The organism is Streptomyces sp. NPDC001135, assembly GCF_053598395.1.
Genome location: NZ_JBSFKD010000025.1, coordinates 29,872 through 53,220, shown reverse-complemented (window position 1 = coordinate 53,220; position 23,349 = coordinate 29,872). Strand labels below are relative to the sequence as shown.

Genomic DNA, 23,349 nt, shown 5'->3' with positions numbered 1-23,349 from the left:
GCACAGCAAAGGAGGAAAAGCACATGTCCCAGATCACCGTGGAAGAACTCGCCGCGCTGATGAAGAAGGCTGCCGGAGTCACCGTCAGCCCACAGCAGCTCCAGGAGAAGCCCGACACCGGCTTCGACGTCCTCGGCGTCGACTCGCTGGGCCTGCTCGGCATCGTCGGCGAGCTGGAGAACGCACACGGCACCCCCATGCCGGTCGACGCGGAGCGCTGCAAGACGCCCCAGCAGTTCCTCAACCTCGTCAACAGCACCCTGATGGCAGGAGCCTGAGATGGCAGGACACACCCAGAACGAGATCACCATCGCCGCCCCGCTGGACCTGGTCTGGGACATGACCAACGACCTGGAGCGCTGGCCCCAGCTGTTCAGCGAGTACGCGTCGGTGGAGGTCCTCAAGAGAGAGGGCGCGAAGACCACGTTCCGGCTGACCATGCACCCGGACGACAACGGCACCGTCTGGAGCTGGGTCTCCGAGCGCGAACCGGACCGCGACAGCCTCACCGTCACGGCCCGCCGCGTCGAGACCGGCCCCTTCGCCCACATGAACATCCACTGGCGGTACGAGGAGGTACCGGCCGGCACCCGGATGGTGTGGACCCAGGACTTCGCGATGAAGCCGGACGCCCCCGTCGACGACGCCTGGATGACCGACAACATCAACAAGAACTCCAAGGTCCAGCTGGCCCTGATCCGCGACAAGATCGAGAAGGCGGCCGCCGGTCACCGGCCCGCCCCGGCCCTGGCCGACTAGCCGGACGGAGGACACGACCGTGCACCAGGCCCTGATCGTCGCCCGCATGGCCCCGGGCTCCGCCCCCGACATCGCCAAGGTGTTCGCGGAGTCCGACCGCGGAGAGCTGCCGCACCTCGTCGGGGTCGTCCGGCGCAGCCTCTTCCAGTTCGGTGATGTGTACCTGCACCTCATCGAGTCCGAGCGCGAGCCGGGACCGGCCATCGCCAAGGTCACCTCGCACCCCGAGTTCAAGGGGGTCAGCGAGCGGCTCTCGGCGTACGTCAGCGCGTACGACCCGCAGACCTGGCGGTCCCCGAAGGACGCGATGGCACAGCGCTTCTACCTCTGGGAGCGCGACGCCGGCGCCTGATCCCCCCTCCCGGACACCGGTGCCCGGGCCCCCCGCCCCCCCGGGCCCCCCCCCCGGGGGGGGGGGGAGGCCCGGCGCCCCACGCGGCCCCGGCCGGCGCCGGAGCGCGCTTCACCCCCCACCCGGCACCGGGTGCCGGCGCCGGCGCCCCGCGGGGCCCCGGCACCGGTGTCGTGCGGGAAGGCGCGGCTCACACGGGGACCGTGCAGTCGAACGCGTGCAGATAGGGGTTGACCGGCCGGATGTCGCCGACGGTCAGACCCGCCGCCTCGAGCCGTCCGACCATGCTCTGGGTGGTGTGCTTGGCCCCGCCGACGTTCAGGAGCAGCAGCAGGTCCATCGCGGTGCTGAAGCGCATCGACGGGGTGTCGTCGACGAGGTTCTCGATGACCACGACCCGCGCACCGGGGCCGCCCGCCTCGACGACGTTGCCCAGCAGCCTGGCCGTGGACTCGTCGTCCCACTCCAGGATGTTCTTGATGATGTAGACGTCGGCCTCGACCGGGACCGACTCGCGGATGTCACCCGGCACGATCCGCGCCCGCTCCGCGAGGTCCCCGCCCGGGCGCAGCCGCGGCAGGGCGTTGTCCACCACCCGCGGCAGGTCCAGCAGCCAGCCCCGCATCGCCGGGTACTTGTCCAGCAGGCTGGCCACCACATGCCCCTGCCCGCCGCCGAGGTCCGCCACCGACCTGCTGGCGGACAGGTCCAGCAGCGCGGCGACATCACGCGCCGACTGCTCGCTGGACGTGGTCATCGCACGGTTGAAGACATCGGCCGACTCCGGGGCGTCCTCGTTCAGGTAGACGAAGAACTCCTTGCCGTACAGGCCCTCGACGACGTTCTTCCCGGTGCGCACCGCCTCGTCCAGCTTCGGCCAGGCGTCCCACGTCCAGGGCTCGGTGCACCACAGGGAGATGTCACGCAGGCTGTGCGGGTCGTCCTCGCGCAGCAGCCGGGACATCTCGGTGTGGCCGAACGTCCCGTCCGGGTGCTCGGCGAAGACGCCGTAGCAGGACAGGGCGCGCAACAGCCGGCGCAGCGGCTTCGGCTCGGACTTCACCGCGGCCGCGAGGTCCTCCACGGCCATCGGAGCGTCCCCGAGCGCGTCGGCGACCCCGAGCCGGGCCGCCGCGCGGACGGCGGCGGCACACGCCGCCCCGAACACGAGCTCTCTCAGCCGCATCGACGGCGGCGGGGACGGGGGTGCCCCCTGCGCGGGGGGAGCCGAGAGCTCGGGGGATGGTGCGGTCATGTGCCGCCTTCCTTCCTTGCCTGGGTGGGATACGGCGCCTGGGTGGGGTACGGCCGTCCGGTCAGCACAGTCCCGCGGGCTTCGAGGCCCGGCAGAGGTTGCGCTGGAAGACGTTGCTGCTCTTGGTGGCTTCCTGGTTGACGAGGTCCGCCGGGCCGTTGCCGCCCAGCCAGTTGCCCGAGATCCGGTTCCGCTCGCTCGTGGCGCCCACGAAGCTCTTGAACAGGACGATCCCGCCCGACAGCGGGGACGCACCGGAGTTGTCGCTGACCAGGTTGTGCGTCACCACGGTGTCCTCGGTGCCGGTCAGGATGATGCCGGAGCCCTGCAGGAAGGGCAGCCGCGCGGTCGCCGCGCAGTACTTGTTGTTCTGCTCGACGAGGTTGTGGCTGACCGTCAGCGCGCCCGCCTTCGGCTTGTTCTCGTCGCCGACGACGAAGACACCCGCGCAGTTGCCGGTGAGGTAGTTGTGCTTGACGGTGAGGTTGCGCAGCCGGCGGACGGTGATGCCGATCCGGTTGCCCTCCAGCTGGTTCTGGTCGAGGACGGTGCCCTGGGTGTCGGCGGCGCCCTGCTCCGCCGTGATGGTGTTGGCGAGGAACAGGCCCGCGTCACCGTTGGAGCGGGCGATGTCCTGCCGGTAGACGCTGCGGGTGGAGCGCTCCTCCGCGATGCCCCACTGGCCGTTCTTGTCGGCCGTCACCGCGCGTACGGTCAGGCCGTCCGCGCCCACGGCGATGACACCGATCTTGGCGAATCCGGTCACGGTCAGGTCGGCGACGGTGACGTTCCGGACGGGCTGGTTCTTGGCTCCGACCACACAGATGCCGTTGCCCTGCCCCGCGCAGCTCTTCTTGTCCGTCGCGCCGCTCTTGGTCTTGGCGTCGGTGGCGGGCGGTTCGAGTACGGTGTCCGGGCCCACGCCGCGCAGCGTGATCCCGGACGTGGTCACCTCGATGCTCTCGTGGTACGTGCCGGCCTGCACGAGCACCGTGTCGCCGGACCGCGCGGCGTCCACCGCCTTCTGGATCGACTCACCCGGATGCACGACGTGCACCTGAGGGGTGGCCGACGCCGGGGCGGCGCCGAGGAGCGCGCCGAGGACTGCGGTGCTGCAGGCAATGTGCGGGATATGGCGTTTTGTCACATTCGGAAGGCTAGGAGCGCATGAGCCGATTACCGGCAGGATGCTCCGTTCGGCGGCGTGTCAGGGGCCGGTCCGCGCCACACCGGCGCCCGGACGTCCCGGGAACGGCCGCCCCGGCTTGCTAGCTTCGCCAGCTGTCGAAAGGTCCCGGCCGCCGTCTGCGGCACCGGGGGCATGGCGGAGCGGAGGCAACGTGACGGGCACGAGCGAACATCCGGACGGGCCGGCGGTCGCCCCGGTCGGGCGCAGGGGCTTCCTGGCATCGGCCGCCCTGGCCGCCACCGCACCGCTCCCGGGCGCCGCTCCCGCACTGGCCGCGCCGGGCCCGGGCGGCGGTTCGGCCACCCCACCCGGCTCCCCACTCGGCTCCACGCCCGGCTCGGCGTCCGGCCGCGACTCCGTGGCCCGCCTGCTCGCGGTGCCCGGGGGCGACCGCGGGATCGAGTGGCTCCGCTCGGCCCTGCAGCTCGCCGTGCGGCTCGAACTCGCCACCATCCCGCCGTATCTGTGCGGCTGGTGGTCGGTCAGGGACCGCCGCGGCGAGGCGGCGCAGCTGATCCGGCGCATCATCGACGACGAGATGTACCACCTGGGCGTCGTCTGCAACCTGCTCGTGGCCGTGGGCGGACGCCCCAGGCTCAAGGACGCGGCGCCCCGCTATCCCGGTCCGCTGCCCGGCGGTGTGCGCGCCGGGCTGAACGTGTACCTCTCGGGCCTCACCAGGGCCTTCGTGCACGACGTGATGATGGCGATCGAAGCACCCGAGGCCCCGCTCGCCCGTACGGCGGTGCAGCCGCCCACCATCGGTGGCTTCTACGGCGACCTGCAGGCGGCGTTCCGGAGCATCGCGCCGTACCTGTCGGCCGAGGGGCAGCTGTCCGACCGCATCGGCTCGGACGTGCTGGAGCCGGTCACCGGCCTCGACGACGTCGAGCGGTCCCTGGAGATCGTCAGGGAGCAGGGAGAGGGCACCGCGAGCTCCCCGTCCGACGCCTTCCAGAACGACCACCCGGCGCACTACTACGCCTTCGCGGAGATCTACCACGGCCGACGGCTGCGCAGGACCGCCGGCGGCTGGGAGTTCACCGGCGCACCCGTGCCCTTCCCGGCCGCCCGCCCGATGGCCCCGGTCCCACCCGACGGCTGGCACCGCCCCCCGTCCCAGGTCCAGCGACTGCTGGACCAGTTCGACAGCACCTACGCGGCGGTCCTGGACGGCCTCGACGAGGCGTGGGGCGGCGGTGGCGGGCGCAGTCTGGGCGCGGCGGTCCGCGCCATGCACGCGATGGAGGACCCGGCGGTGGAACTGATGGAGACACCCGTCCCGGACGCCCCGGGCACCTACGGCCCCCAGTTCCGGCTCAGCTGATCGGCGGGGCCGCATCGCGGTGCGGCCCCGCCGCCGTCAGCGCCCCTTGGGCATGCGCATGCCCTTGGGCATGGGCCCCTTCGGCACCGGCATGTTGCTCATCAGGTCCCCCATGGCCCGCAGCCGGTCATTGGTGGCCGTCACCTGGGGACCGGCGAGCACGCGCGGGAACTTCAGCAGCGTCGTGCGCAGCTTCTTCAGCTCGACCTGGCCCTCGCCGGTGCCGACAATCACGTCGTGCACTGGTACGTCCGCGACGATGCGGTTCATCTTCTTCTTCTCGGCGGCCAGCAGGCTCTTCACCCGGTTCGGGTTGCCCTCGGCGACCAGCACGATGCCGGCCTTCCCGACCGCCCGGTGCACCACGTCCTGGCTGCGGTTCATCGCCACCGCCGGAGTCGTCGTCCAGCCGCGGCCGATGTTGTCGAGCACGGCGGCGGCGGCGCCCGGCTGACCCTCCATCTGGCCGAAGGCGGCCCGCTCGGCCCGGCGGCCGAACACGATGGCCGTGGCCAGCAGGGCGATCAGCAGGCCGAAGATGCCCAGGTAGATCGGGTGGCCGAGCAAGAAGCCGATCGCGAGGAAGACACCGAGGGTGCCGATGCCGACGGCCGCGAGTACAAGACCGATCTTCGTGTCGGCCTTGCGGGTCATCTTGTACGTGAGAGCGATCTGCTTCAGTCGCCCTGCGTTCGCGGCGTCCGCCGCGGGTTCCTTCCTCGCCATGCCACGAAGTCTACGTGTCCTCGGGAGTGCGGACGACGGCAGTGCCCGGGGCGACGGGTCAGGAGCGGTCGGCGGCCTGATCCAGGACACGCTGCGCCTCGACCCGGTCCTTGGCGCGCCGGCGGTCCTCCAGCACGGAGGTCCACGCGTTGCGGCGGGCGGTGCGCTGACCGCCGCTCATGAGCAGGGACTCGACGGCGCGGAGGGCATCGGTGAAGGACGGGATGGCGGTGGCGCGTACGGGCGCGGCCTGCATGATCGAGGTCCCCCCTCGGAGCGGGTGGTGTACGGGGCGTGATACCAGAGTCACTCATTGGTGTTACCAGGGCGTGTCCGACCGGTCAAACGCCAATGAAGCCTTGATACAGAGCACTGAAACACTGACGCGGCCCTGATGCCGCCCTCATCAGCGAGGACGGTCAGGACCGCGTCGACTCGGCCATTACTGGCCAGTAAGTGCTTGTGCGCGAATTCACACAGCCTGCGTGGCGATGTAGGTGCCACGCTTCTCGACGGCCATCTGGTACAGGCGCCCGGCGCGGTACGACGACCGCACCAGGGGACCGGACATCACGCCGGAGAAGCCGATCTGCTCGGCCTCCTCCTTCAGCTCGACGAACTCCTCGGGCTTGACCCAGCGCTCGACCGGGTGGTGCCGGACGGAGGGGCGCAGGTACTGGGTGATGGTGACCAGTTCGCAGCCCGCCTCGTGCAGCTGCCTGAGTGCCTCGCTGACCTCCTCGCGGGTCTCGCCCATGCCGAGGATCAGGTTCGACTTGGTCACCAGCCCGTAGTCGCGGGCCTCGGTGATGACCTTCAGGGAGCGCTCGTAGCGGAAGCCGGGGCGGATCCGCTTGAAGATCCGCGGGACCGTCTCGACGTTGTGCGCGAAGACCTCGGGGCGGGCGGAGAAGACCTCGGCGAGCTGCTCGGGGACCGCGTTGAAGTCGGGGGCCAGCAGCTCGACCTTCGTGCGGCCGGCCTCGCGGTCCGCCGTCTGCGCGTGGATCTGGCGCACGGTCTCGGCGTACAGCCAGGCGCCGCCGTCCTCCAGGTCGTCGCGGGCGACGCCGGTGATGGTGGCGTAGTTCAGGTCCATCGTGACCACGGACTCACCGACGCGGCGCGGCTCGTCGCGGTCCAGGGCCTCGGGCTTGCCGGTGTCGATCTGGCAGAAGTCGCAGCGCCGGGTGCACTGGTCGCCGCCGATGAGGAAGGTCGCCTCGCGGTCCTCCCAGCACTCGTAGATGTTCGGGCAGCCGGCTTCCTGGCAGACCGTGTGCAGGCCCTCGCTCTTCACGAGGTTCTGCATCTTCGTGTACTCGGGACCCATTTTCGCCCGGGTCTTGATCCACTCGGGCTTGCGCTCGATGGGGGTCTGGCTGTTGCGGACCTCCAGGCGCAGCATCTTGCGTCCGTCGGGTGCGACTGCGGACACGACCGGCTCCCTAGCGATTGATTCTTCGGCGCTCCCAAGGGTACGCCCGTGGATTTGGTGGCCCGGAGTTGGTTCTGGCCTGGGCTGGCTCAGGCGGACGCCTTCTCGATCGCCCGAGGCTTCAGGTCCGCGTTCCCGAGGACGTCCTGGAGGTGCTTCTCGGCGATCGGCAGTACCTCGTCGATGGTGACCTCGCGGCCGAGTTCGTGCGAGAGGGAGGTGACACCCGCGTCGCGGATGCCGCACGGGATGATCTTGTCGAAGCTCGCCGTGTCCGGGTTCACGTTCAGCGCGAAGCCGTGCATCGTGACGCCCTTGGCGACGCGGATGCCCATGGAGCAGATCTTGCGGTCCTCGTGCCGGCGGCCCGCGCGCGAGGGCGCGTACTCGGGGCCGACGAGGCGGTGGTCGAACTCCTCGTCGTCGCCGCGCGGGTCGAAGTCGAGCGTGAGCCCTCCGAGCGCGGGGCGCTGCTCGATCGGGTCGCCGAGGACCCAGACGCCGGCGCGGCCCTCGACCCGGGAGGCCTCGATGCCGAACTCGGCGCACACCCGGATCATCGCCTCCTCGAGGCGGCGCAGGTGCGCGACCACGTCCACCGGACGGGGGAGCTTCTGGATCGGGTAGCCCACCAGCTGGCCCGGGCCGTGCCAGGTGATCTTGCCGCCGCGGTCCACGTCGATGACGGGGGTGCCGTCGAGCGGACGCTCACTGTCGGCGGTGCGCCGGCCGGCGGTGTAGACCGGGAGGTGCTCCAGGAAGATCACGGTGTCCGGGACCTCGTCGGCGAACCGGGCCGCGTGCACCCGGCGCTGCTCGTCCCACGCCTCCTGGTAATCGACGGCATCCGCACCGAACCCCATGCGGACGAACCGCAACTCACTCACGGCAAGCGCCTCCCTCAGCGACCGGTGTGTCAGGCACATAACGCGCCCACGCCACTGTACGACCGACCGGCGTACGTCAGCCCTGCGGGCGTTCCTCACACGATCGGATGAATGCGGCGGGAAGGGTGTGATCGCCTGTTCACTCTCCGCTACATTCACGCCGTTCGTGCGGCCATAAGGGCTGCTCAAAGGCAATCCGGCACTTCAGAGGCACGGAAGGCAGGAGACCGCACCGCAGATGACGGACCGACCCGCGCAGCGCACCCCCAACCGCCAGCTCGCCGCGCTCATCGCAGAGGCGGGGTTCTCCAACGCGGGTCTGGCTCGTCGCGTCGACCAGCTCGGGCTGGAGCACGGCCTGGACCTCAGATACGACAAGACCTCGGTCACCCGCTGGCTGCGCGGACAGCAGCCGCGCGGTACGACCCCCGCCCTCATCGCGGAGGTGTTCACGCGCCGGCTCGGGCGCCGGCTCACCGCACAGGATCTGGGTCTGGACGCGTGTGCGCCGGTGTACGCCGGGCTGGAGTTCGCGGCCACCCCGGAGGAGGCCGTCGACATCGTCAGCGGGCTGTGGCGCAAGGACTCCGGCAGTCACGCCGAGCTGCGCAAGATCGCCTTCACCCCGGCGGGGCTCGTGGTGCCCAGCCGGGACTGGCTGATCGGCAAGCCGGACGACAAGGTGGCCCGCGAGCAGACACCCCGGGTGCCCCCGCAGGGCCGCCCGGCCCCGGCCAGACTCCAGGCCCGGCCGGTGCTCGCGGTGCCGCCCCGGTCACGCGGGCAGGCCGAGCGCGCCCCCGGCCACAAGGTCACGGGCGGCGACATCAACGCGCTGCGCTCGGTCGGCGAGCTGTTCCGCACCCTCGACGACCGGTTCGGCGGCGGCCATGCCCGCCAGGCCCTGGTCCGCTACCTGGAGCACGAGTGCGAGCCGATGCTCCGCGGCGCCTACGACGAGCAGACCGGCCGCCGCCTGTTCGCCGCGGCCGCCGACCTGACCCGGCTCGCCGGCTGGACCTCGTACGACATCGCCGCGCACGGGCTCGCCCAGCGCTACTTCGTGCAGGCCCTACGGCTCGCCCAGGCGGCCGGCGACCGCGCGTACGGCTCGTACGTCCTGGTGACCATGAGCCGCCAGGCCGTCTATCTCGGCCACGGCAGGGAGGCCGTGCAGCTGGCCCGGGTCGCCCAGCAGGGTGCGGGCACCGGCGGCCCGCCGGTGGTGCAGGCGCTGCTGCACGCCTCCGAAGCGAGGGCGCACGGCGTGCTCGGCGAGGTGCGGGCGTGCACGGCGGCGCTCGTGCGGGCCGAGCGCGCCCTGGAGGCGGCCCGGCCCGGGGACGAGGTGCCGTACTGGGCCAGGTTCTTCGACGAGGCACAGCTCGCCGACGAGTTCGGGCACTGCCACCGGGATCTGCAGCAGTTCCGGGCGGCCGCCCAGCACGCCGAACGCTCGCTGCAGCTCCGTGCGCCCTCCTACGCCCGCAGTCGGCTCTTCTGCCGGGTCGTCCTCGCCACGGCCCGGCTCGGCCTCGGCGAACTCGACCAGGCGTGCGTGCTGGCCGCGGAGGCCGCCGGCCAGGCCGCGGAGATGCGGAGCGCCCGCGCGGTGGAGTACGTGCGGGACTTCGAACGCCGACTGGAGCCGTACCGGGACGCGGCACCGGTGCGGGGGTACCGGGAGAAGGTCGCTGCTCTGGGCTGAGGGCGGGCCGAGCAGGGTTCGGCACCGCCGGCCGGGTCGTCGTGGCCGAGCACCGTTGCGGCGGATCGTGACGGCGGTCCTTCGGAGCCGCCGGTGGGAATCCCCGCCGCGATGCCGGGCGACCGCGAGGGCGGTGACCGGCGGTGCCGAACCCACCGCACCCTCGCCCGCGTTCCGCCGCCGGTCTACGCCGCGCGCGGCAGCGTCGGCGCCGGGTCCGCCCTGTGCATCGACCCCGCCGTGCCCAGGTCGGCCAGAATCGCAGCCGCGGCCCTGTGCGACGAGTGCAGGGCGCCCTGGACCGTGCTGGTGTCGCGGTGGTCGCCGCAGACGTACAGGCCGGCCAGGAGGCGTACGGGACGGCGCAGGTCGTGTGGGGGGCGCATGGCCGGGACGGCCTCCCGGGTGTGATGGACCGCGAGTGTCTCCCAGCGGCGCGTCGAGGTGCCGTAGAGCCGGGCGAGGTGGATGCGGACCGCGGTGTCGATTCCCTCGGGAGGGGTGCCCAGCACCGTCGAGGAGATCAGCACCCGGCCGACCGGCGCCCGGCCCGGGTCCACGTTGCTGAGCACCGCCGTGTGCGCCACCGGCCCGCCGCGGTCGGCGTCCAGCAGCAGCGAGGTACCCGCCGAGAACGCCGGCGCCGGATCGTCGGTGGTGTGGTGGACCACGGTCACCGGGTGGAACTCCGGCACCCGCAGGCCCGGCAGCAGTTCCGCCGCGGCCCGCGCGTCCGTCGCCAGCAGCACCGCCCGGCAGCGGATCTCGCCGTGCTCGGCGGTCGTCACCGCGGTCGTGGAGACGGAGGTGACCCGCACCCCGGTGTGCACGGTGCCGGGCGGCAGGGCCCGCGCCAGCACCTCCGGCAGCATCTCCGCGCCGCCCTCCGGCACGCACAGCCGGCCGCCGGCGAAGGCGCGCAGCGCGAGGTCGGCGCACCGGCTGGAGGTACTCAGACCGGGGTCGCACAGCAGCGTGGCGAGCAGCGGGCGCAGGAAGCCGTCGACCGTGCGCCCCGGCATCCCGCGCTGGGCGAGGGCCTGTCCGGCGGGCATCTCGGGGCGGGCCAGGATGCGTTCGACGGGGGTGGTGGCGATCCGGCCCAGGGCGGTGCCGAGGCGGGCCTGGTCGACCGCGCCGCCCACCGGCGCGCCGACCCGGCCGGGGGTGGCCGCCGGCCCCCTGGGGGCGCTTGCGAGGGCGCGCACCACATGGAGTGCGCCCCTTGCGCTCCCTCCGGCCGCCGGTGCGCCGACGCGGTGCGCCCGTCCGTCGCGGTGCAGCAGGACGCCGGGCGCGAAGGTGCGCAGGACCAGGGAGTCCAGGCCCGGGGACGTACGGAGTTCGGGGTAGGACGTGGACATCAGGTGTCCGATGCGGTCGAGCCGGAAGCCGTCGACCTTCTCCGTCGACATGCGGCCGCCCAAGCAAGGGGCGGCCTCAAGGACTGCGGTTGAGATTCCTGCGCTGGTCAGCCGGTGAGCCGCCGAGAGGCCGGCGATTCCGGCTCCCACGATGACGACGTCCACCTGGTACGCGGGCTCAAGCACGAGGCCCCTCCTGTGGTTGCGCGGCCGGTGGAGACGTCATGCCCCCAACTGGCTCCGGGGATACCCGAGTTCGGGTCGAGGTTAGGGCTGCGATCGGTCACGAACAGTCGCGCATCAACAGGGCACGGTCGCATGGAGGTCGCATGCGGTCACATGGGATCTCAGAAGGTCTCCTGTGTGCGTCACGCCGCCCGGATGGCGTCATCGATCCCCGGGAACGCGAACCGGAACCCCGACGCCAACAGCCGCCGGGGGACCACCCGTTGGCTGCCCAGCACATCACCGGCCAGCTCGCCCAGTGCCACCCGCAGCACCGGCGCGGGCACCGCGAACGGCGCCGGGCGGCGCAGCACCCGCGCCATCGCCGCCGTGATCTCACGGTTCGTCAGCGGCTGCGGCGCCGTCAGGTTGAACGGTCCGGACAGCGTGCCGTGATCGATGAGATACCGCAGCGCGGCGACCTCGTCGTGCAGCGCGATGTACGACCAGTACTGCCGCCCGTCACCCAGCCGCCCCCCGAGCCCCGCCCGGAACAGCGGGAACAGCCGTCCCCACGCACCACCGCCCCGCGCCACCACCAGGCCCGTACGCGCGAACACCGTCCGTACGCCCGCCTCCCGCGCGGGGGCCGCCGCCTCCTCCCACTCCACGCACAGCGACGGCAGAAATCCGTCGCCCGGCGGCGCGTCCTCGTCCACCACCCGGTCGCCGGTGTCGCCGTAGATCCCGATCGCGCTGCCGCTGACGAACACCCGCGGCGGCTCGGGCAGCGCGGCCACCGCCTCCGCCAGCGCGGCCGTACCCAGCACCCGGCTGTCCCGCAGCAGCCGCTTGTACGACGGCGTCCAGCGGCGGTCGCCGATCCCGGCCCCGGCCAGATTGACCACCGCGGCACAGCCGGCCAGCCCGGCCGCGTCGACGTACCGCCCCTCGGGGTCCCAGCAGACCTCCCGCGGGCCCGCCGCCGCCCGGCGCACCAGTCGCACCACCTCGTGCCCGTCCGCGGTCAGGGACCGCACCAGGGCGCTGCCGATGAGCCCGGACGCGCCGGCCACGGCGATTCGCATACGCTCCATGGCCCCAGCATGCCCACGGTCCCGGCGCGCCCGCGCGAAAACCCCGTGAGGCGACCCGGCCGCCCGCCGTAGGGTGATCGTCATGCCGGAGCCGTACATACGCACCGCCGTGGCCGACGACGCAGAGGAACTGGCCGTCCTCGACCGGGCCACCTGGTCCACCCTGCACGCCGTGTCGCCGCAGCCTCAGCCGCCGTACAGCCCGTTCTTCGACGAGCGCCACGTCCCGGGGGACTACCTGGTCGCCGAAGCCGAGGGGCGGCTCGTCGGCTATGTCCGCATCGCCCGCCCGACCCCGCTCGCCACCAACGCGCACGTCCTGCAGATCCAGGGCCTCGCCGTGGCCGACGAGGCCCGCGGGCAGGGCGTCGGGCGCGCGCTGATCCGGGCCGCCGTCGAGGAGGCGCGCAGGCGCGGGGCACGGCGGCTGAGCCTGCGGGTGCTCGGGCACAACGCCCCGGCCCGCGCGCTGTACGAGTCCGAGGGGTTCGCCGTCGAGGGAGTGCAGCCGGGGGAGTTCCTCCTCGACGGCGCCTATGTCGACGACGTGCTCATGGGCCGGCGCCTGTGACCGCCGTGCCCCGCGACGCCGGGATGCTCCGCACGACAGGGCCTAGGAGCTGACCAGCTGCCCCGTGTCCACCGGCACCGTCGCCCTGGCGGCGCGCCGGGCGTCGCGCGCCACCTCGTCCGCCGTCAGCGCGTACCCCGTCTCGGCGTCGGAGGTGGAGCGGGCGAAGACCACGCCGAACACCCTGCCGTCCGTGGTCAGCAGCGGGCCGCCGGAGTTGCCCGGCCGGACCGTGGACCGGATCGAGTAGATGTCCCGGGTGACCGCGCCGTCGCTGTAGATGTTCTGCCCGGTGGCCCGCACCCGGCTGGCCACCGTCGCCGCCTGCAGGTTCAGGCTGCCGTCCTGCGGATAGCCCGCCACCACCGCCGGCTGGCCGCGCACCGCGCTCGGGTCGAAGCGCAGCACCGGGGCCCGCAGATCCGGCACATACAGCACCGCCACGTCCCGGTCAGGGTCGAAGAGGACCACCCGGGCCTCGTACGACCGCCCGACACCGCCCACCCGCACGCTCGGGTGGTCGATGCCGGCCACCACGTGGGCGTTGGTCATCACGTGCCGCGCGGAGTAGACGAACCCGCTGCCCTCGCGGCCCTCGCTGCCCGAGACCCCCTCGATCTTCACCGTGCTCAGTTTCGCGGCGCGCGTCGCGGCCGGGGTGACGCTGTCCCCCGTGGGCCGGGCCACCTGGGCTGTCGACTCGTTCTCGAACGGGTTGAAGACCTGAGGGAAACCCGCCTCCGTCAGCGCCGACGTGGCCCGCGAGAACCACGCGGGTGTGGTGTCCGGCATCGCCTGCTGCACCGCGCCCAGCAGCGTCGAGTTCCGTATCGCCGTGGTCAGGGTCTGTGAGGGGGCCGCGGCCAGGACGCTCGCCGCCACCCAGGCCACGATCAGCACCGCGACCGAGTTCGCCGCCGCGCCCCCTATGCCGTCCGCCACCCGCAGCGGACCCCGGTCCAGCTCCCCGCGCAGCCGCAGCGCGAGCCGGCCCGCCAGCTCGTGCCCCAGCACCGCCGGCACCAGGACCGTCACCACCGCGAGCACCGTCGCCTGCGCCGTACCCCGCTCCACCAGGCCGGTCACCCAGGGCAGCACCCACACGCCGACGACGGCACCGCCCACGAAGCCGGCCAGCGAGACACAGCCGGCCACCAGCCCGCGCCGGTAACCGGACGCCGCGTAGACGAGGATGACCAGCACAAGCACCAGGTCGAGCAGGTCCACGGAGCCGCCTTTCTCTCGGACCCCTCAGTACGGACGGGACGGGCCCGGTGATCAGTCGCCCGCACTCGGGCACGACCACCGGGCGGCGCACCGGCCACGTATGTGTGTACCCCCAGAAACGTCCCGGACCGGGACGATGGTTCCGCCGGGTGGCACAGCGCACATCGCGGACACGCCCCCGCCCCCCGAGAGTGGGATCATGCACGCCGCCCGAAGAACACTGCACAGGCCCGCGACCCGGCACCCCTCCAGGACACCCGGAACGCCCGGGACGCCGGAGAGCGCGGAGAGCCGGGAGGCGGAGGAGACCGCGGGGGCCGACGGGAGTCGGGAGGTCCAGCGGAGCGTGGGGGCCGACGGGAGTCGGGAGGCTCAGGGGAGCGCCGGGGCCGACGGGAGTCGGCAGGCCCAGGAGGACGCGAGGGCCGACGGGAGACGGGAGGCGGAGGAGATCCCGGCGACATGGGGTTCGGGGACGTCGGGGTCGTCGGAGGTCCTCGGGGCCTCCGGGATGTCGGGGGCGTTGGAGGTCCTCGGGGCCTCCGGGATGCCGGGGCCGTCGGAGGTCCTCGGGACTTCCGGGATGCCGGGGCCGTCGGAGGTCCTCGGGGCCTCCGGGATGCTGGGGCCTTCGGAGATCTTCGGGGCCTCCGGGATGTCGGGGCCTTCGGAGATCGTCGGGACCTCTGGGATGCCGGGGCCGTCGGAGGTCCTCGGGGCCTCCGGGATGCCGGGGCCGTCGGAGATCTCCGGGGCCTCCGGGATGTCGGGGCCGTCCGAGATCGTCGGGACGTCTGGGATGCCGGGGTCGTCGGGAGCCTCCGGGGCCGCCGGGATGCCCGGGCCGTCTTCAACCGCCGAGGCGCCTGGGGCCCCGCGGACGTCCGGGGCCTCGGACTCCGGGACACCGGGGACACCGAGGCCGTCGGCGGACGCCGCAACGCTCGGGACGCCGCAGGGGTCCGGGCTCGCCGGAGCAGCGGCCGTGCCGGGACCGCCGGAGCCGCCGGAGAGGTCGCGAAGGTGGCGCCGGGTCCGTCGCCGGGTGCCCGGGGTCCTGCTGGTGCTGCTCGGCTGTCTGCCCGCGGTGGTGGCCGTGCTCGCGCTCGTGCTGTGTGCCCGTGACGCCGACCGCCCCGAGGCGGTCCGTCTCGACCGGCCCGGTCCGGCCCGCGCCCCGGCCCACCGCGCCGCCCGGCCGCACATCGTGCCCCGCTCGGTCTGGCTGGGCACCGCCCGGCGCACCCAGCCGCCCCCGCGCTACGACGACAAGGTGGTCGCCGTCTTCGTCCACCACACCGACTCGCCGACCGCGTACGACTGCGCCGACGCGCCGCGCATCATCCAGCACCTGTACGCCGGGCAGACCGGCGACCGCCGCTGGGACGACATCGGCTACAACTTCCTCGTCGACCGCTGCGGCACCATCTACGAAGGCCGCGCCGGAGGCGTCGACCGGCCCGTCACCGGCGCCCACACCCTGGGCTTCAACCACCGCACCGCCGGCATCGCCGCCCTCGGCACCTTCACCGCCGGCGTCCCCGTGCCCCGGGCCATGACCGACGCGATCGCCGCGCTGACCGCGTGGAAACTCGGCCTCGCCGACGTCGACCCGCGCGCGACCGTCCGCCTGGTCTCCAGCAGCAGCCACAGCCGCTACCACGCCGGCACCGCCGCCACCCTGCCCGCCCTCTCCGGCCACAACGCCGGGTTCATGACCAACTGCCCCGGCGCCGCCCTCGCCGCCCGCCTCCCCGAGATCAGGGAGAAGGCCGCCCGGCTCCAGGGCCGGGCCGCCGCCCTCCGGCACCGGCCCCCGTCGGCGCCGCCGTCCACAGGAACGCCCTAAGCCCTGTCGTCACACTCCCGTCTGCCCCGCGACGCCATGCACGCTCCCTCACTGCCTCAAGGGCGTGGGAGGTGCCCCCACTCGCCGCACCGGGCGCGGACCCAAGGACATCCAGTACGAGGGTCAGCGCCCGGCACGGCGAGAGCACGCACCTGACGCCGCAGGGCCGCCCTCCGGGCGACGACGGGAGTGTGACGACAGGGCCCAGCCGCCTCGCAGCCTCCTGAGAGCCCCGCGCCCTACGGTCGTGCGCGTCACCAGCCGACCGGAGGTGGGGAGCATGAACAGCGGTCGTACCTACCCGTACCGGAGCCGCCGAGCAGACGAGCAGGCCGCGGACCGCGTGGCGTCCCTGGGCGGTGGTCTGCGCGGTCGCGACGGTCGTCCTCGGCCCGGCCGCGCTCACCGCGTCCGCCCTGGAGCAGGCCAACGCCGCCCCGCTGCACCACCCGGTGAGGGCCGACGGGACCCAGGCCCGCCTGCCGGCCGGCCCCGCCCGCGGGCGCACGGCCGGCTGAGCGGGGGCGGTCACCCCCGGAAGCGTTCCCACAGCTGGGGAAACCGTTCGGCGAGCGCCCGCTCGTTCTCGAAGTCCACCGGTGTCCCCTCCGGCTCGGCGGGCGCCGGGGCGATCCCCAGATCGGGCGCCACGGTGCCGGTGAGCTGCTCGTACGCCTCGTCCGCCGCGTAGCCCAGCTCCTCGCCGTCGCCGTCGATCTCCTCGTCGAAGTCGGCCAGCAGCTCCGCCAGCGAGTCCGGATCGTGCAGGGCGCCCTCGTAGACCTCGCGGCCCTGGCCGATCAGCCAGCACCGGAAGAAGTCGAACGCGTCGTCGCTGGCCCCGTCCAGCAGTACCCAGGCGGCGCCCCACAGGTCCCAGCGGTAGGCGCGGTTGTACCGGGCCTCGAAGTGACGGGCGAAGTCCAGGACCAGGTCGGGGTCCAGCTGGAGCAGCCGGTCCACGAGCACGTCGGCCTGTTCCTCGGGATCGCCCTCGGCACTCTCGCGGGCGGCGTCGATCAGCTCCCAGAACTCCGTCTCGTCCATCACGCCACCAGCATCGGGCCTCCACCGGAGGGACGCACGCGGAGTGCGCCGGAGTACGGCGGATCGTTACCCGGCGCCCGCACCTGCGCCCGGCGCCCCGCGAGGACCGTCGTACAGCGCGGCCAGCCGGGCCGCGTTCGCCGCGAACCGCTCCCGCAGGCTCCCGGGGGCCAGGACCTCGACGTCCGCGCCGAGCGCCGTCAGCTGCGCGTGGGCGACCTCCTCGGACTCCACCGCGAGCGTCACCGTCACCCAGCCGGCCCCGTCCGGCTCGCCCACCTCGCGCAGCGCCTCCCGCGCCGACATCGGGTCGACGGCGTGCCGCAGCCCGCGCACGCCCTCCGGGGACAGCCGTACGACCACCTCGGCGCGCAGCAGCGAGCGTGCGAACCGCTCGGCCTGCTCGGCCCAGTGGCCGGGCAGGTCGAAGTCCGGATCACGGGCGAAGCGTTCCTCCAGCGGCTCCACCGCGCTGAACCGGTCGATCCGGTACGTCCGGAAGGAGCCACCGGCCACCCGCGCGCACAGGTACCAGACACCCGCCTTCAGGACCAGCCCGTACGGCTCCAGCAGCCGCTCCACCTCCTCCTCGCCCCGCCGGTACCGGGCGGTGACGCGGTGGTCGTCCCACACCGCCTCCGCGACCACCGGCAGCAGCGCCGGCGTCTCCGGCTCCCGGAACCAGGCCGGCGCGTCCAGGTGGAACCGCTGCGCGGCGCTGTCCGGGGCGTCCCGCAGGGACGGCAGCAGCGCCGCGGACACCTTCAGCCGGGCGGCGGACGCGGCGTCCTGCAGGCCCATCTCCCGCAGTGCCCCCGGCACCCCGCTCAGGAACAGGGCCTCCGCCTCGCTCCTGGCCAGCCCCGTCAGCCGCGTCCGGTACCCCCCGACCAGCCGGTACCCCCCGGCCCGCCCCCGGTCCGCGTACACCGGCACCCCCGCCTCCGACAGCGCCTGCGCGTCCCGCGTGACCGTCCGCTCCGACACCTCCAGCTCCCGCGCGAGTTCGGCGGCGGTCATGCTCTGCCGGGACTGGAGGAGGAGCACCATGTGGATGAGCCGGGCGGCACGCATGCCCTTCATGATGCCCGGGGCCACTGACATCGGCCGGATCCGGCAAAAGGAGAAGGGGTACGGCGGTCGCCGTACCCCTTCATCGGACCCTGGGCCGATTACAGCCCGTACTTCTCCCGGGCCTCCTTGACCGCCGTGGCCTTCACCTCGCCGCGCTTGGCGAGCTGGGCCAGGGCCGCGACGACGATCGACTGGGCGTCGACGCCGAAGTGGCGGCGGGCGGCCTCACGGGTGTCCGACAGGCCGAAGCCGTCGGCGCCCAGCGAGGACCAGTCCTGCTCGACCCACTGCGCGATCTGGTCCGGGACCTGGCGCATGTAGTCGGAGACGGCCAGGACCGGGCCCTCGGCGCCCTGCAGCGCCTGGCGGACGAACGGCACGCGCTCCTCGCCGCGCAGCAGGGCCGCGTCGGACTCCATCGCGTCCCGGCGCAGCTCCGACCAGGAGGTCGCGGACCACACGTCGGCGGCCACGCCCCACTCCTCGGCGAGCAGCTTCTGGGCTTCGAGGGCCCAGTGGATGGCCGTACCGGAGCCCAGCAGCTGGATGCGCGGGGCGTTCGCCGGGGCGGTCACGCCCGCGGACTCCGCCGTGTTGAAGCGGTACAGGCCCTTGACGATGCCCTCGTCGATGCCGAGGCCCTGCGGCTTCGCGGGCTGCGGCAGCGGCTCGTTGTAGACCGTCAGGTAGTAGAAGACGTTCTGGTCCTCGCCCGGCTTGGCCTCGCCGTACATCCGGCGCAGACCCTCACGGACGATCACCGCGATCTCGTACGCGAACGCGGGGTCGTACGTCAGCGCGGCCGGGTTGGTCGCGGCGATGACCGGGGAGTGGCCGTCGGCGTGCTGCAGGCCCTCACCCGTCAGGGTCGTGCGGCCCGCCGTGGCGCCGACGAGGAAGCCGCGGCCGAGCTGGTCGCCGAGCTGCCACATCTGGTCGGCGGTGCGCTGCCAGCCGAACATCGAGTAGAAGATGTAGAACGGGATCATCGCCTCGCCGTGCGTCGCGTACGCGGTGGACGCGGCGATGAAGTCGGCCATCGAACCGGCCTCGGTGATCCCCTCGTTGAGGATCTGGCCGTTCTTGGCCTCCTTGTAGTACATCAGCTGGTCGCGGTCGACCGGCTCGTACGTCTGGCCCTTGGGCGAGTAGATCCCGAGGGACGGGAACAGGCTCTCCATGCCGAAGGTGCGCGCCTCGTCCGGGACGATCGGCACCCATCGCTTGCCCGTCTCCTTGTCGCGGACCAGGTCCTTGACCAGGCGGACGAAGGCCATCGTGGTCGCCACGTTCTGCGCGCCGGAGCCCTTGTCGAAGGAGGCGAACGCCTTCTCCGCGGGGGCCGGCAGCGGAGCCAGCGCGTGTGTGCGGCGGGCCGGGGCGGGGCCGCCGAGGGCCGCGCGGCGCTCCTGGAGGTAGCGGACCTCGGGGGAGTCGGCGCCCGGGTGGCCGTAGGGGACCACGCCGTCGGTGAAGTCGCTGTCCTTGATCGGCAGGCCGAGCAGGTCGCGCATCGTCTTGAACTCGTCCACCGTCAGCTTCTTCATCTGGTGGTTGGCGTTCTTCGACGCGAAGCCCTCGCCCAGGGTGTGGCCCTTGACCGTCTGGGCCAGGATCACGGTCGGCGCGCCCTTGTGCTCGACGGCGGCCTTGTACGCGGCGTAGACCTTGCGGGCCTCGTGACCGCCGCGGGAGAGGTGGAAGACCTCGAGGATCTTGTCGTCGCTCAGCAGCTTCGCCATCTCCACCAGCGCCGGGTCGGCACCGAAGAAGTCCTGGCGGATGTAGGCGGCGTCACGGGTCTGGTACGTCTGGACCTGCGCGTCCGGTACCTGGCGCAGGCGGCGTACGAGCGCGCCGGTGGTGTCGAGCGCGAACAGCTCGTCCCACGCGGAGCCCCACAGCGTCTTGACGACGTTCCAGCCGGCGCCGCGGAACTGGGCCTCCAGCTCCTGCACGATCTTGAAGTTGGCGCGGACCGGGCCGTCCAGGCGCTGCAGGTTGCAGTTGATGACGAAGGTGAGGTTGTCCAGCTCCTCACGGGCGGCGAGCGCGAGGGCCGCCGTCGACTCCGGCTCGTCCATCTCGCCGTCGCCGAGGAACGCCCACACGTGCGAGGCGGAGACGTCCTTGATGCCGCGGTTGGTGAGGTAGCGGTTGAAGCGCGCCTGGTAGATGGCGGAGAGCGGGCCGAGACCCATCGACACCGTCGGGAACTCCCACAGCCAGGGCAGGCGGCGCGGGTGCGGGTACGACGGCAGGCCGTTGCCGCCGGCCTCCTGGCGGAAGTTGTCCAGGTGGTGCTCGTTCAGCCGGCCGTCGAGGAAGGCGCGGGCGTAGATGCCGGGGGAGGCGTGGCCCTGGATGTACAGCTGGTCGCCGGAGCCGTCGCCCTCCTTGCCCTTGAAGAAGTGGTTGAAGCCGGTCTCGTACAGCCAGGCGGCGGAGGCGAAGGTGGCGATGTGGCCGCCGACGCCGTACTTGCTGCCGCGGGTCACCATCGCCGCCGCGTTCCAGCGGTTCCACGCGGTGATCCGCGCTTCCATCTCCGGGTCACCGGGCAGGGCCGGCTCGGCGGAGGTGGGGATGGTGTTGACGTAGTCCGTCTCGAGGAGCTTCGGCAGCGCGATGCCGCCCGCCTCGGCGCGCTCCAGCGTGCGCCGCATCAGGTACGCGGCGCGGTGCGGCCCGGCCTCCCGGGCGACGGCGTCGAGGGAGGCCTGCCATTCGGCGGTCTCCTCCGGGTCGCGGTCGGGGAGCTGGTCGAGCGCGCTCGGCTGGATGGCGTGGGGGTCGGTCATGTCGCCGCCTTCCTCAGTCGAAGGGGGTTCCCTCATCGGTAAGGGTTCAGGGGTGCCCTAGGTCTTTGGCAGGACAGGGCTGGACTGCGGTGGCGGCGTCGAGTTGCGACTCCGTCGCGTGTCCGTCGGCGACTGTAACTCCCTGATCGATGATCGATCAAAGGGTGGAGGGCCAAAAAGTCTTGAAACCGAGAAAGTAGGCACCCGGTGCCTTCGGTGATGGCACCGGGTGACGCGAAATCGCCTTGTTTTCGCAGGTGAGCGGGGAAATGCTCGACTGCGTCAGGCGCGCGGGGCGCACCCCAGGACATGGGCTTTGACGATCTCCGCGATGCGCGCATCACGCCTCTTGAAGGCCGCCACCAGCTCCTCGTGCTCCTCCGCGTACGACTGCTGGACCGTACCCAGCCAGCGGATCGACAGCGCCGTGAAGACCTCGATGCCGAGGCCCTCCCACGTGTGCAGCAGCACCGAGTTCCGCGCGGCGCGCACGAGTTCGCGGTGGAAGCCCACCGTGTGGCGCACCTGGGCGGTGCCGTCGGCGTCGCGGTCGGCGTCGTACAGGGCCAGTACGTGCGGCTCCAGGGCCGAGCAGTCCTCCGCCAGGCGGTCCGCGGCCAGTTCCGCGGCGATGGCCTCCAGACCGGCCCGGACCGGGTAGCTCTCCTCCAGGTCGGCCGCCGTGAGGTTGCGGACGCGCACGCCCTTGTTGGGGGCCGACTCGATCAGCCGCAGGGACTCCAGCTCGCGCAGGGCCTCGCGCACCGGGGTCTGGCTGACCTCCAGCTCGGTGGCGATCCGGCGCTCCACGATCCGCTCACCCGGTTGCCAGCGCCCGCTGACGATCCCCTCCACGATGTGCTCGCGGATCTGTTCGCGCAGCGAGTGGACGACGGGCGCGGTCATGGGGGCTCCTTAGGGAGGGCTGACGTTTAGACAATACGGCGGGTTCGCTCCGGGGGTAGGGCGCGTAGGGGTGCTTTTGCGCAGGTGAGACGAGCCTTACACGCTGAGCATCCCGACAAACACGAACACCCCGCCCGGAAAGCTCCGGACGGGGTGCCCTGCGGCCGTGACGGCCGGGTGCCTTACAGGCCGAGCTCGACCTCGAACTCGCCGGCCTCCAGGATCGCCTTGACCGCCGTCAGGTAACGGGCCGCGTCGGCGCCGTCGACCAGGCGGTGGTCGTAGGAGAGGGTCAGGTAGGTCATGTCGCGGACGCCGATGACCGTGCCCTCCTCGGTCTCGATGACGGCCGGACGCTTGACCGTGGCACCGATACCGAGGATCGCGACCTGGCCCGGCGGCACGATGATCGTGTCGAAGAGGGCGCCGCGCGAACCGGTGTTGGAGATGGTGAAGGTCGCGCCGGACAGCTCGTCCGGGGTGATCTTGTTGGCGCGGACCTTGCCGGCCAGCTCCGCCGTGGCCTTGGCGATGCCCGCGATGTTGAGGTCGCCGGCGCGCTTGATGACCGGGGTCATCAGGCCCTTCTCGGAGTCCACCGCGATACCGATGTTCTCGGAGTCGAAGTAGGTGATCGTGCCCTCGGCCTCGTTGATCCTGGCGTTGATGACCGGGTGGGCCTTCAGCGCCTGCGCGGCGGCCTTGACGAAGAACGGCATCGGGGAGAGCTTGACGCCCTCACGGGCCGCGAAGGAGTCCTTCGACTGGGCGCGCAGCTTCATCAGACGGGTGACGTCGACCTCGACGACCGACGACAGCTGGGCCTGCTCGTGCAGCGCCTTGACCATGTTGTCGCCGATGACCTTGCGGATGCGCGGCATCTTGACGGTCTGGCCGCGCAGCGGGGAGACCTCCAGCGCCGGGGCCTTCTTCGCGGCGGCCGGGGCGGCAGCGGCGGCGGGCGCCGGAGCAGCGGCGGCCTTCGCGGCCTCGGCGGCGGCGATGACGTCCTGCTTGCGGATACGGCCGCCGACGCCGGTGCCCTTGACGGTGGCCAGGTCGACGCCGTTCTCGGCGGCGAGCTTGCGCACCAGCGGGGTGACGTACGCGCCCTCGTCGGTCGCCTGGGTGGCGGTCGGCGAGGTCGGCGCGGTGGCCGGAGCGGCCGGAGCCGGGGCAGCGGCGGGCGCGGCCGGAGCGGGCGCGGCCGGAGCGGCGGGGGCCGGGGCAGCCGGTGCCGCGGGGGCGGCCGGAGCCGGAGCAGCGGCGGCGGGGGCCGGGGCAGCGGGGGCCGGGGCCGGGGCGGCCGGAGCCGGAGCGGCGGCCGGGGCGGCACCCGGGGCGCCGATGACGGCGAGCTTGGCGCCGACCTCGGCGCTCTCGTCCTCGTTCACCACGATCTCCAGCAGCACGCCGGAGGCGGGCGCCGGAATCTCGGTGTCGACCTTGTCCGTGGAGACCTCGAGCAGCGGCTCGTCGGCCTCGACGGAGTCACCGACCGACTTCAGCCAGCGGGTGACGGTGCCCTCGGTGACGGACTCACCGAGCGCGGGCAGGACCACGTCCGTGCCGGTGGCCTCGATCCCGGGGCATGACCAGCTGGTCGG

Annotated in this window: 22 protein-coding genes; 8 read left to right on the top strand and 14 right to left on the bottom strand. The window is 72.7% G+C overall.

Features of this window, described 5'->3' with window-relative positions; genetic code table 11:
- Window positions 1-23: 23 nt before the first annotated feature.
- Genes ACWC94_RS27325 through ACWC94_RS27315 form a run of 3 tightly spaced genes read left to right on the top strand, consistent with a single transcriptional unit; the run spans window position 24 to window position 1,111 of the window.
- Complete coding sequence (locus ACWC94_RS27325; RefSeq protein ID WP_351244748.1) at window positions 24-278, top strand: acyl carrier protein; 255 nt, start codon at window positions 24-26, stop codon at window positions 276-278.
- 1 nt (window position 279) lies between these two features.
- Entirely contained in the window at window positions 280-759 is a 480-nt protein-coding gene (locus ACWC94_RS27320; RefSeq protein ID WP_450799742.1) for an SRPBCC family protein, read from the top strand.
- Between the two features lie 19 nt (window positions 760-778).
- Window positions 779-1,111, top strand: coding sequence for a TcmI family type II polyketide cyclase (locus ACWC94_RS27315; protein ID WP_450799741.1), 333 nt, complete (start codon window positions 779-781; stop codon window positions 1,109-1,111).
- A gap of 190 nt (window positions 1,112-1,301) precedes the next feature.
- Here the strand turns inward: ACWC94_RS27315 and ACWC94_RS27310 are convergent, their stop codons facing one another.
- Complete coding sequence (locus ACWC94_RS27310; protein ID WP_450799740.1) at window positions 1,302-2,366, bottom strand: methyltransferase; 1,065 nt, start codon at window positions 2,364-2,366, stop codon at window positions 1,302-1,304.
- 61 nt (window positions 2,367-2,427) lie between these two features.
- A complete protein-coding gene (locus tag ACWC94_RS27305) occupies window positions 2,428-3,513 on the bottom strand; it encodes a right-handed parallel beta-helix repeat-containing protein (RefSeq protein ID WP_450799739.1) in 1,086 nt (361 codons plus the stop codon).
- Between the two features lie 193 nt (window positions 3,514-3,706).
- On the opposite strand from ACWC94_RS27305, the gene ACWC94_RS27300 reads away from it, so the two are divergent.
- Window positions 3,707-4,882 carry a ferritin-like domain-containing protein gene (locus ACWC94_RS27300; RefSeq protein WP_450799738.1) on the top strand — a complete coding sequence of 392 codons (1,176 nt, stop codon included), beginning with the start codon at window positions 3,707-3,709 and terminating at the stop codon, window positions 4,880-4,882.
- A gap of 36 nt (window positions 4,883-4,918) precedes the next feature.
- Here ACWC94_RS27300 and ACWC94_RS27295 read toward each other — a convergent pair whose 3' ends face one another.
- From ACWC94_RS27295 to lipB, 4 genes are all read right to left on the bottom strand, one after another.
- Entirely contained in the window at window positions 4,919-5,608 is a 690-nt protein-coding gene (locus tag ACWC94_RS27295; RefSeq protein ID WP_450799737.1) for a DUF4191 domain-containing protein, read from the bottom strand.
- Window positions 5,609-5,666: 58 nt separating this feature from the next.
- Window positions 5,667-5,864 (bottom strand): SCO2195 family GlnR-regulated protein, encoded by a 198-nt coding sequence (locus ACWC94_RS27290; protein ID WP_450799736.1) that lies wholly within the window; start codon window positions 5,862-5,864, stop codon window positions 5,667-5,669.
- 216 nt (window positions 5,865-6,080) lie between these two features.
- Window positions 6,081-7,046 carry a lipoyl synthase gene (gene lipA / locus ACWC94_RS27285; RefSeq protein WP_450799735.1) on the bottom strand — a complete coding sequence of 322 codons (966 nt, stop codon included), beginning with the start codon at window positions 7,044-7,046 and terminating at the stop codon, window positions 6,081-6,083.
- 89 nt (window positions 7,047-7,135) lie between these two features.
- The gene (gene lipB / locus ACWC94_RS27280) at window positions 7,136-7,933 is read right to left on the bottom strand and encodes a lipoyl(octanoyl) transferase LipB (RefSeq protein WP_450799733.1); all 798 of its coding nucleotides are present in this window, start codon (window positions 7,931-7,933) and stop codon (window positions 7,136-7,138) included.
- 238 nt (window positions 7,934-8,171) lie between these two features.
- On the opposite strand from lipB, the gene ACWC94_RS27275 reads away from it, so the two are divergent.
- Window positions 8,172-9,641: a regulator gene (locus ACWC94_RS27275; RefSeq protein WP_450799731.1), complete on the top strand. Its 1,470-nt coding sequence runs from the start codon at window positions 8,172-8,174 to the stop codon at window positions 9,639-9,641.
- A gap of 185 nt (window positions 9,642-9,826) precedes the next feature.
- Here ACWC94_RS27275 and ACWC94_RS27270 read toward each other — a convergent pair whose 3' ends face one another.
- Together ACWC94_RS27270 and ACWC94_RS27265 are read right to left on the bottom strand one after the other, a co-directional pair.
- Window positions 9,827-11,191 (bottom strand): NAD(P)/FAD-dependent oxidoreductase, encoded by a 1,365-nt coding sequence (locus ACWC94_RS27270; protein WP_450799729.1) that lies wholly within the window; start codon window positions 11,189-11,191, stop codon window positions 9,827-9,829.
- A gap of 182 nt (window positions 11,192-11,373) precedes the next feature.
- On the bottom strand, window positions 11,374-12,267 hold the full coding sequence (locus tag ACWC94_RS27265) for a TIGR01777 family oxidoreductase (protein ID WP_450799727.1): 894 nt from the start codon (window positions 12,265-12,267) through the stop codon (window positions 11,374-11,376).
- A gap of 82 nt (window positions 12,268-12,349) precedes the next feature.
- Here ACWC94_RS27265 and ACWC94_RS27260 point away from each other — a divergent pair, with 82 nt between their 5' ends.
- Entirely contained in the window at window positions 12,350-12,838 is a 489-nt protein-coding gene (locus ACWC94_RS27260) for an N-acetyltransferase family protein (protein ID WP_450799725.1), read from the top strand.
- A 42-nt stretch (window positions 12,839-12,880) separates the two neighbouring features.
- Here ACWC94_RS27260 and ACWC94_RS27255 read toward each other — a convergent pair whose 3' ends face one another.
- The gene (locus tag ACWC94_RS27255) at window positions 12,881-14,065 is read right to left on the bottom strand and encodes a MarP family serine protease (RefSeq protein ID WP_450799723.1); all 1,185 of its coding nucleotides are present in this window, start codon (window positions 14,063-14,065) and stop codon (window positions 12,881-12,883) included.
- A 1,045-nt stretch (window positions 14,066-15,110) separates the two neighbouring features.
- Between ACWC94_RS27255 and ACWC94_RS27250 the strand changes: the two genes are divergently transcribed.
- Window positions 15,111-15,914, top strand: coding sequence for a peptidoglycan recognition protein family protein (locus ACWC94_RS27250; protein WP_450799721.1), 804 nt, complete (start codon window positions 15,111-15,113; stop codon window positions 15,912-15,914).
- Between the two features lie 359 nt (window positions 15,915-16,273).
- The gene (locus ACWC94_RS27245) at window positions 16,274-16,432 is read left to right on the top strand and encodes a hypothetical protein (protein ID WP_450799719.1); all 159 of its coding nucleotides are present in this window, start codon (window positions 16,274-16,276) and stop codon (window positions 16,430-16,432) included.
- A gap of 10 nt (window positions 16,433-16,442) precedes the next feature.
- Here the strand turns inward: ACWC94_RS27245 and ACWC94_RS27240 are convergent, their stop codons facing one another.
- The 5 genes from ACWC94_RS27240 to sucB form a co-directional block, all read right to left on the bottom strand.
- The gene (locus ACWC94_RS27240) at window positions 16,443-16,961 is read right to left on the bottom strand and encodes a DUF4240 domain-containing protein (RefSeq protein WP_450799838.1); all 519 of its coding nucleotides are present in this window, start codon (window positions 16,959-16,961) and stop codon (window positions 16,443-16,445) included.
- A 66-nt stretch (window positions 16,962-17,027) separates the two neighbouring features.
- Window positions 17,028-18,035: a helix-turn-helix transcriptional regulator gene (locus ACWC94_RS27235; protein ID WP_450799717.1), complete on the bottom strand. Its 1,008-nt coding sequence runs from the start codon at window positions 18,033-18,035 to the stop codon at window positions 17,028-17,030.
- 98 nt (window positions 18,036-18,133) lie between these two features.
- Complete coding sequence (gene aceE, locus ACWC94_RS27230; RefSeq protein WP_450799716.1) at window positions 18,134-20,836, bottom strand: pyruvate dehydrogenase (acetyl-transferring), homodimeric type; 2,703 nt, start codon at window positions 20,834-20,836, stop codon at window positions 18,134-18,136.
- A gap of 282 nt (window positions 20,837-21,118) precedes the next feature.
- On the bottom strand, window positions 21,119-21,742 hold the full coding sequence (locus tag ACWC94_RS27225) for a GntR family transcriptional regulator (RefSeq protein ID WP_450799715.1): 624 nt from the start codon (window positions 21,740-21,742) through the stop codon (window positions 21,119-21,121).
- Window positions 21,743-21,924: 182 nt separating this feature from the next.
- Window positions 21,925-23,349 (bottom strand): 2-oxoglutarate dehydrogenase, E2 component, dihydrolipoamide succinyltransferase (gene sucB, locus ACWC94_RS27220; protein WP_450799714.1); only part of this gene is annotated, 1,425 nt, incomplete at its 5' end.

Coding starts and splice junctions, on each gene's coding strand:
- ACWC94_RS27310 (WP_450799740.1), bottom strand. CDS start 2,366: ATGACCGCACCATCCCCCGAGCTCTCGGCTCCCCCCGCGCAGGGGGCA.
- ACWC94_RS27235 (WP_450799717.1), bottom strand. CDS start 18,035: ATGCGTGCCGCCCGGCTCATCCACATGGTGCTCCTCCTCCAGTCCCGG.
- ACWC94_RS27260 (WP_450799725.1), top strand. CDS start 12,350: ATGCCGGAGCCGTACATACGCACCGCCGTGGCCGACGACGCAGAGGAA.
- ACWC94_RS27320 (WP_450799742.1), top strand. CDS start 280: ATGGCAGGACACACCCAGAACGAGATCACCATCGCCGCCCCGCTGGAC.
- ACWC94_RS27325 (WP_351244748.1), top strand. CDS start 24: ATGTCCCAGATCACCGTGGAAGAACTCGCCGCGCTGATGAAGAAGGCT.
- ACWC94_RS27265 (WP_450799727.1), bottom strand. CDS start 12,267: ATGGAGCGTATGCGAATCGCCGTGGCCGGCGCGTCCGGGCTCATCGGC.
- ACWC94_RS27225 (WP_450799715.1), bottom strand. CDS start 21,742: ATGACCGCGCCCGTCGTCCACTCGCTGCGCGAACAGATCCGCGAGCAC.
- ACWC94_RS27240 (WP_450799838.1), bottom strand. CDS start 16,961: ATGGACGAGACGGAGTTCTGGGAGCTGATCGACGCCGCCCGCGAGAGT.
- ACWC94_RS27275 (WP_450799731.1), top strand. CDS start 8,172: ATGACGGACCGACCCGCGCAGCGCACCCCCAACCGCCAGCTCGCCGCG.
- ACWC94_RS27290 (WP_450799736.1), bottom strand. CDS start 5,864: ATGCAGGCCGCGCCCGTACGCGCCACCGCCATCCCGTCCTTCACCGAT.
- ACWC94_RS27295 (WP_450799737.1), bottom strand. CDS start 5,608: ATGGCGAGGAAGGAACCCGCGGCGGACGCCGCGAACGCAGGGCGACTG.
- aceE (WP_450799716.1), bottom strand. CDS start 20,836: ATGACCGACCCCCACGCCATCCAGCCGAGCGCGCTCGACCAGCTCCCC.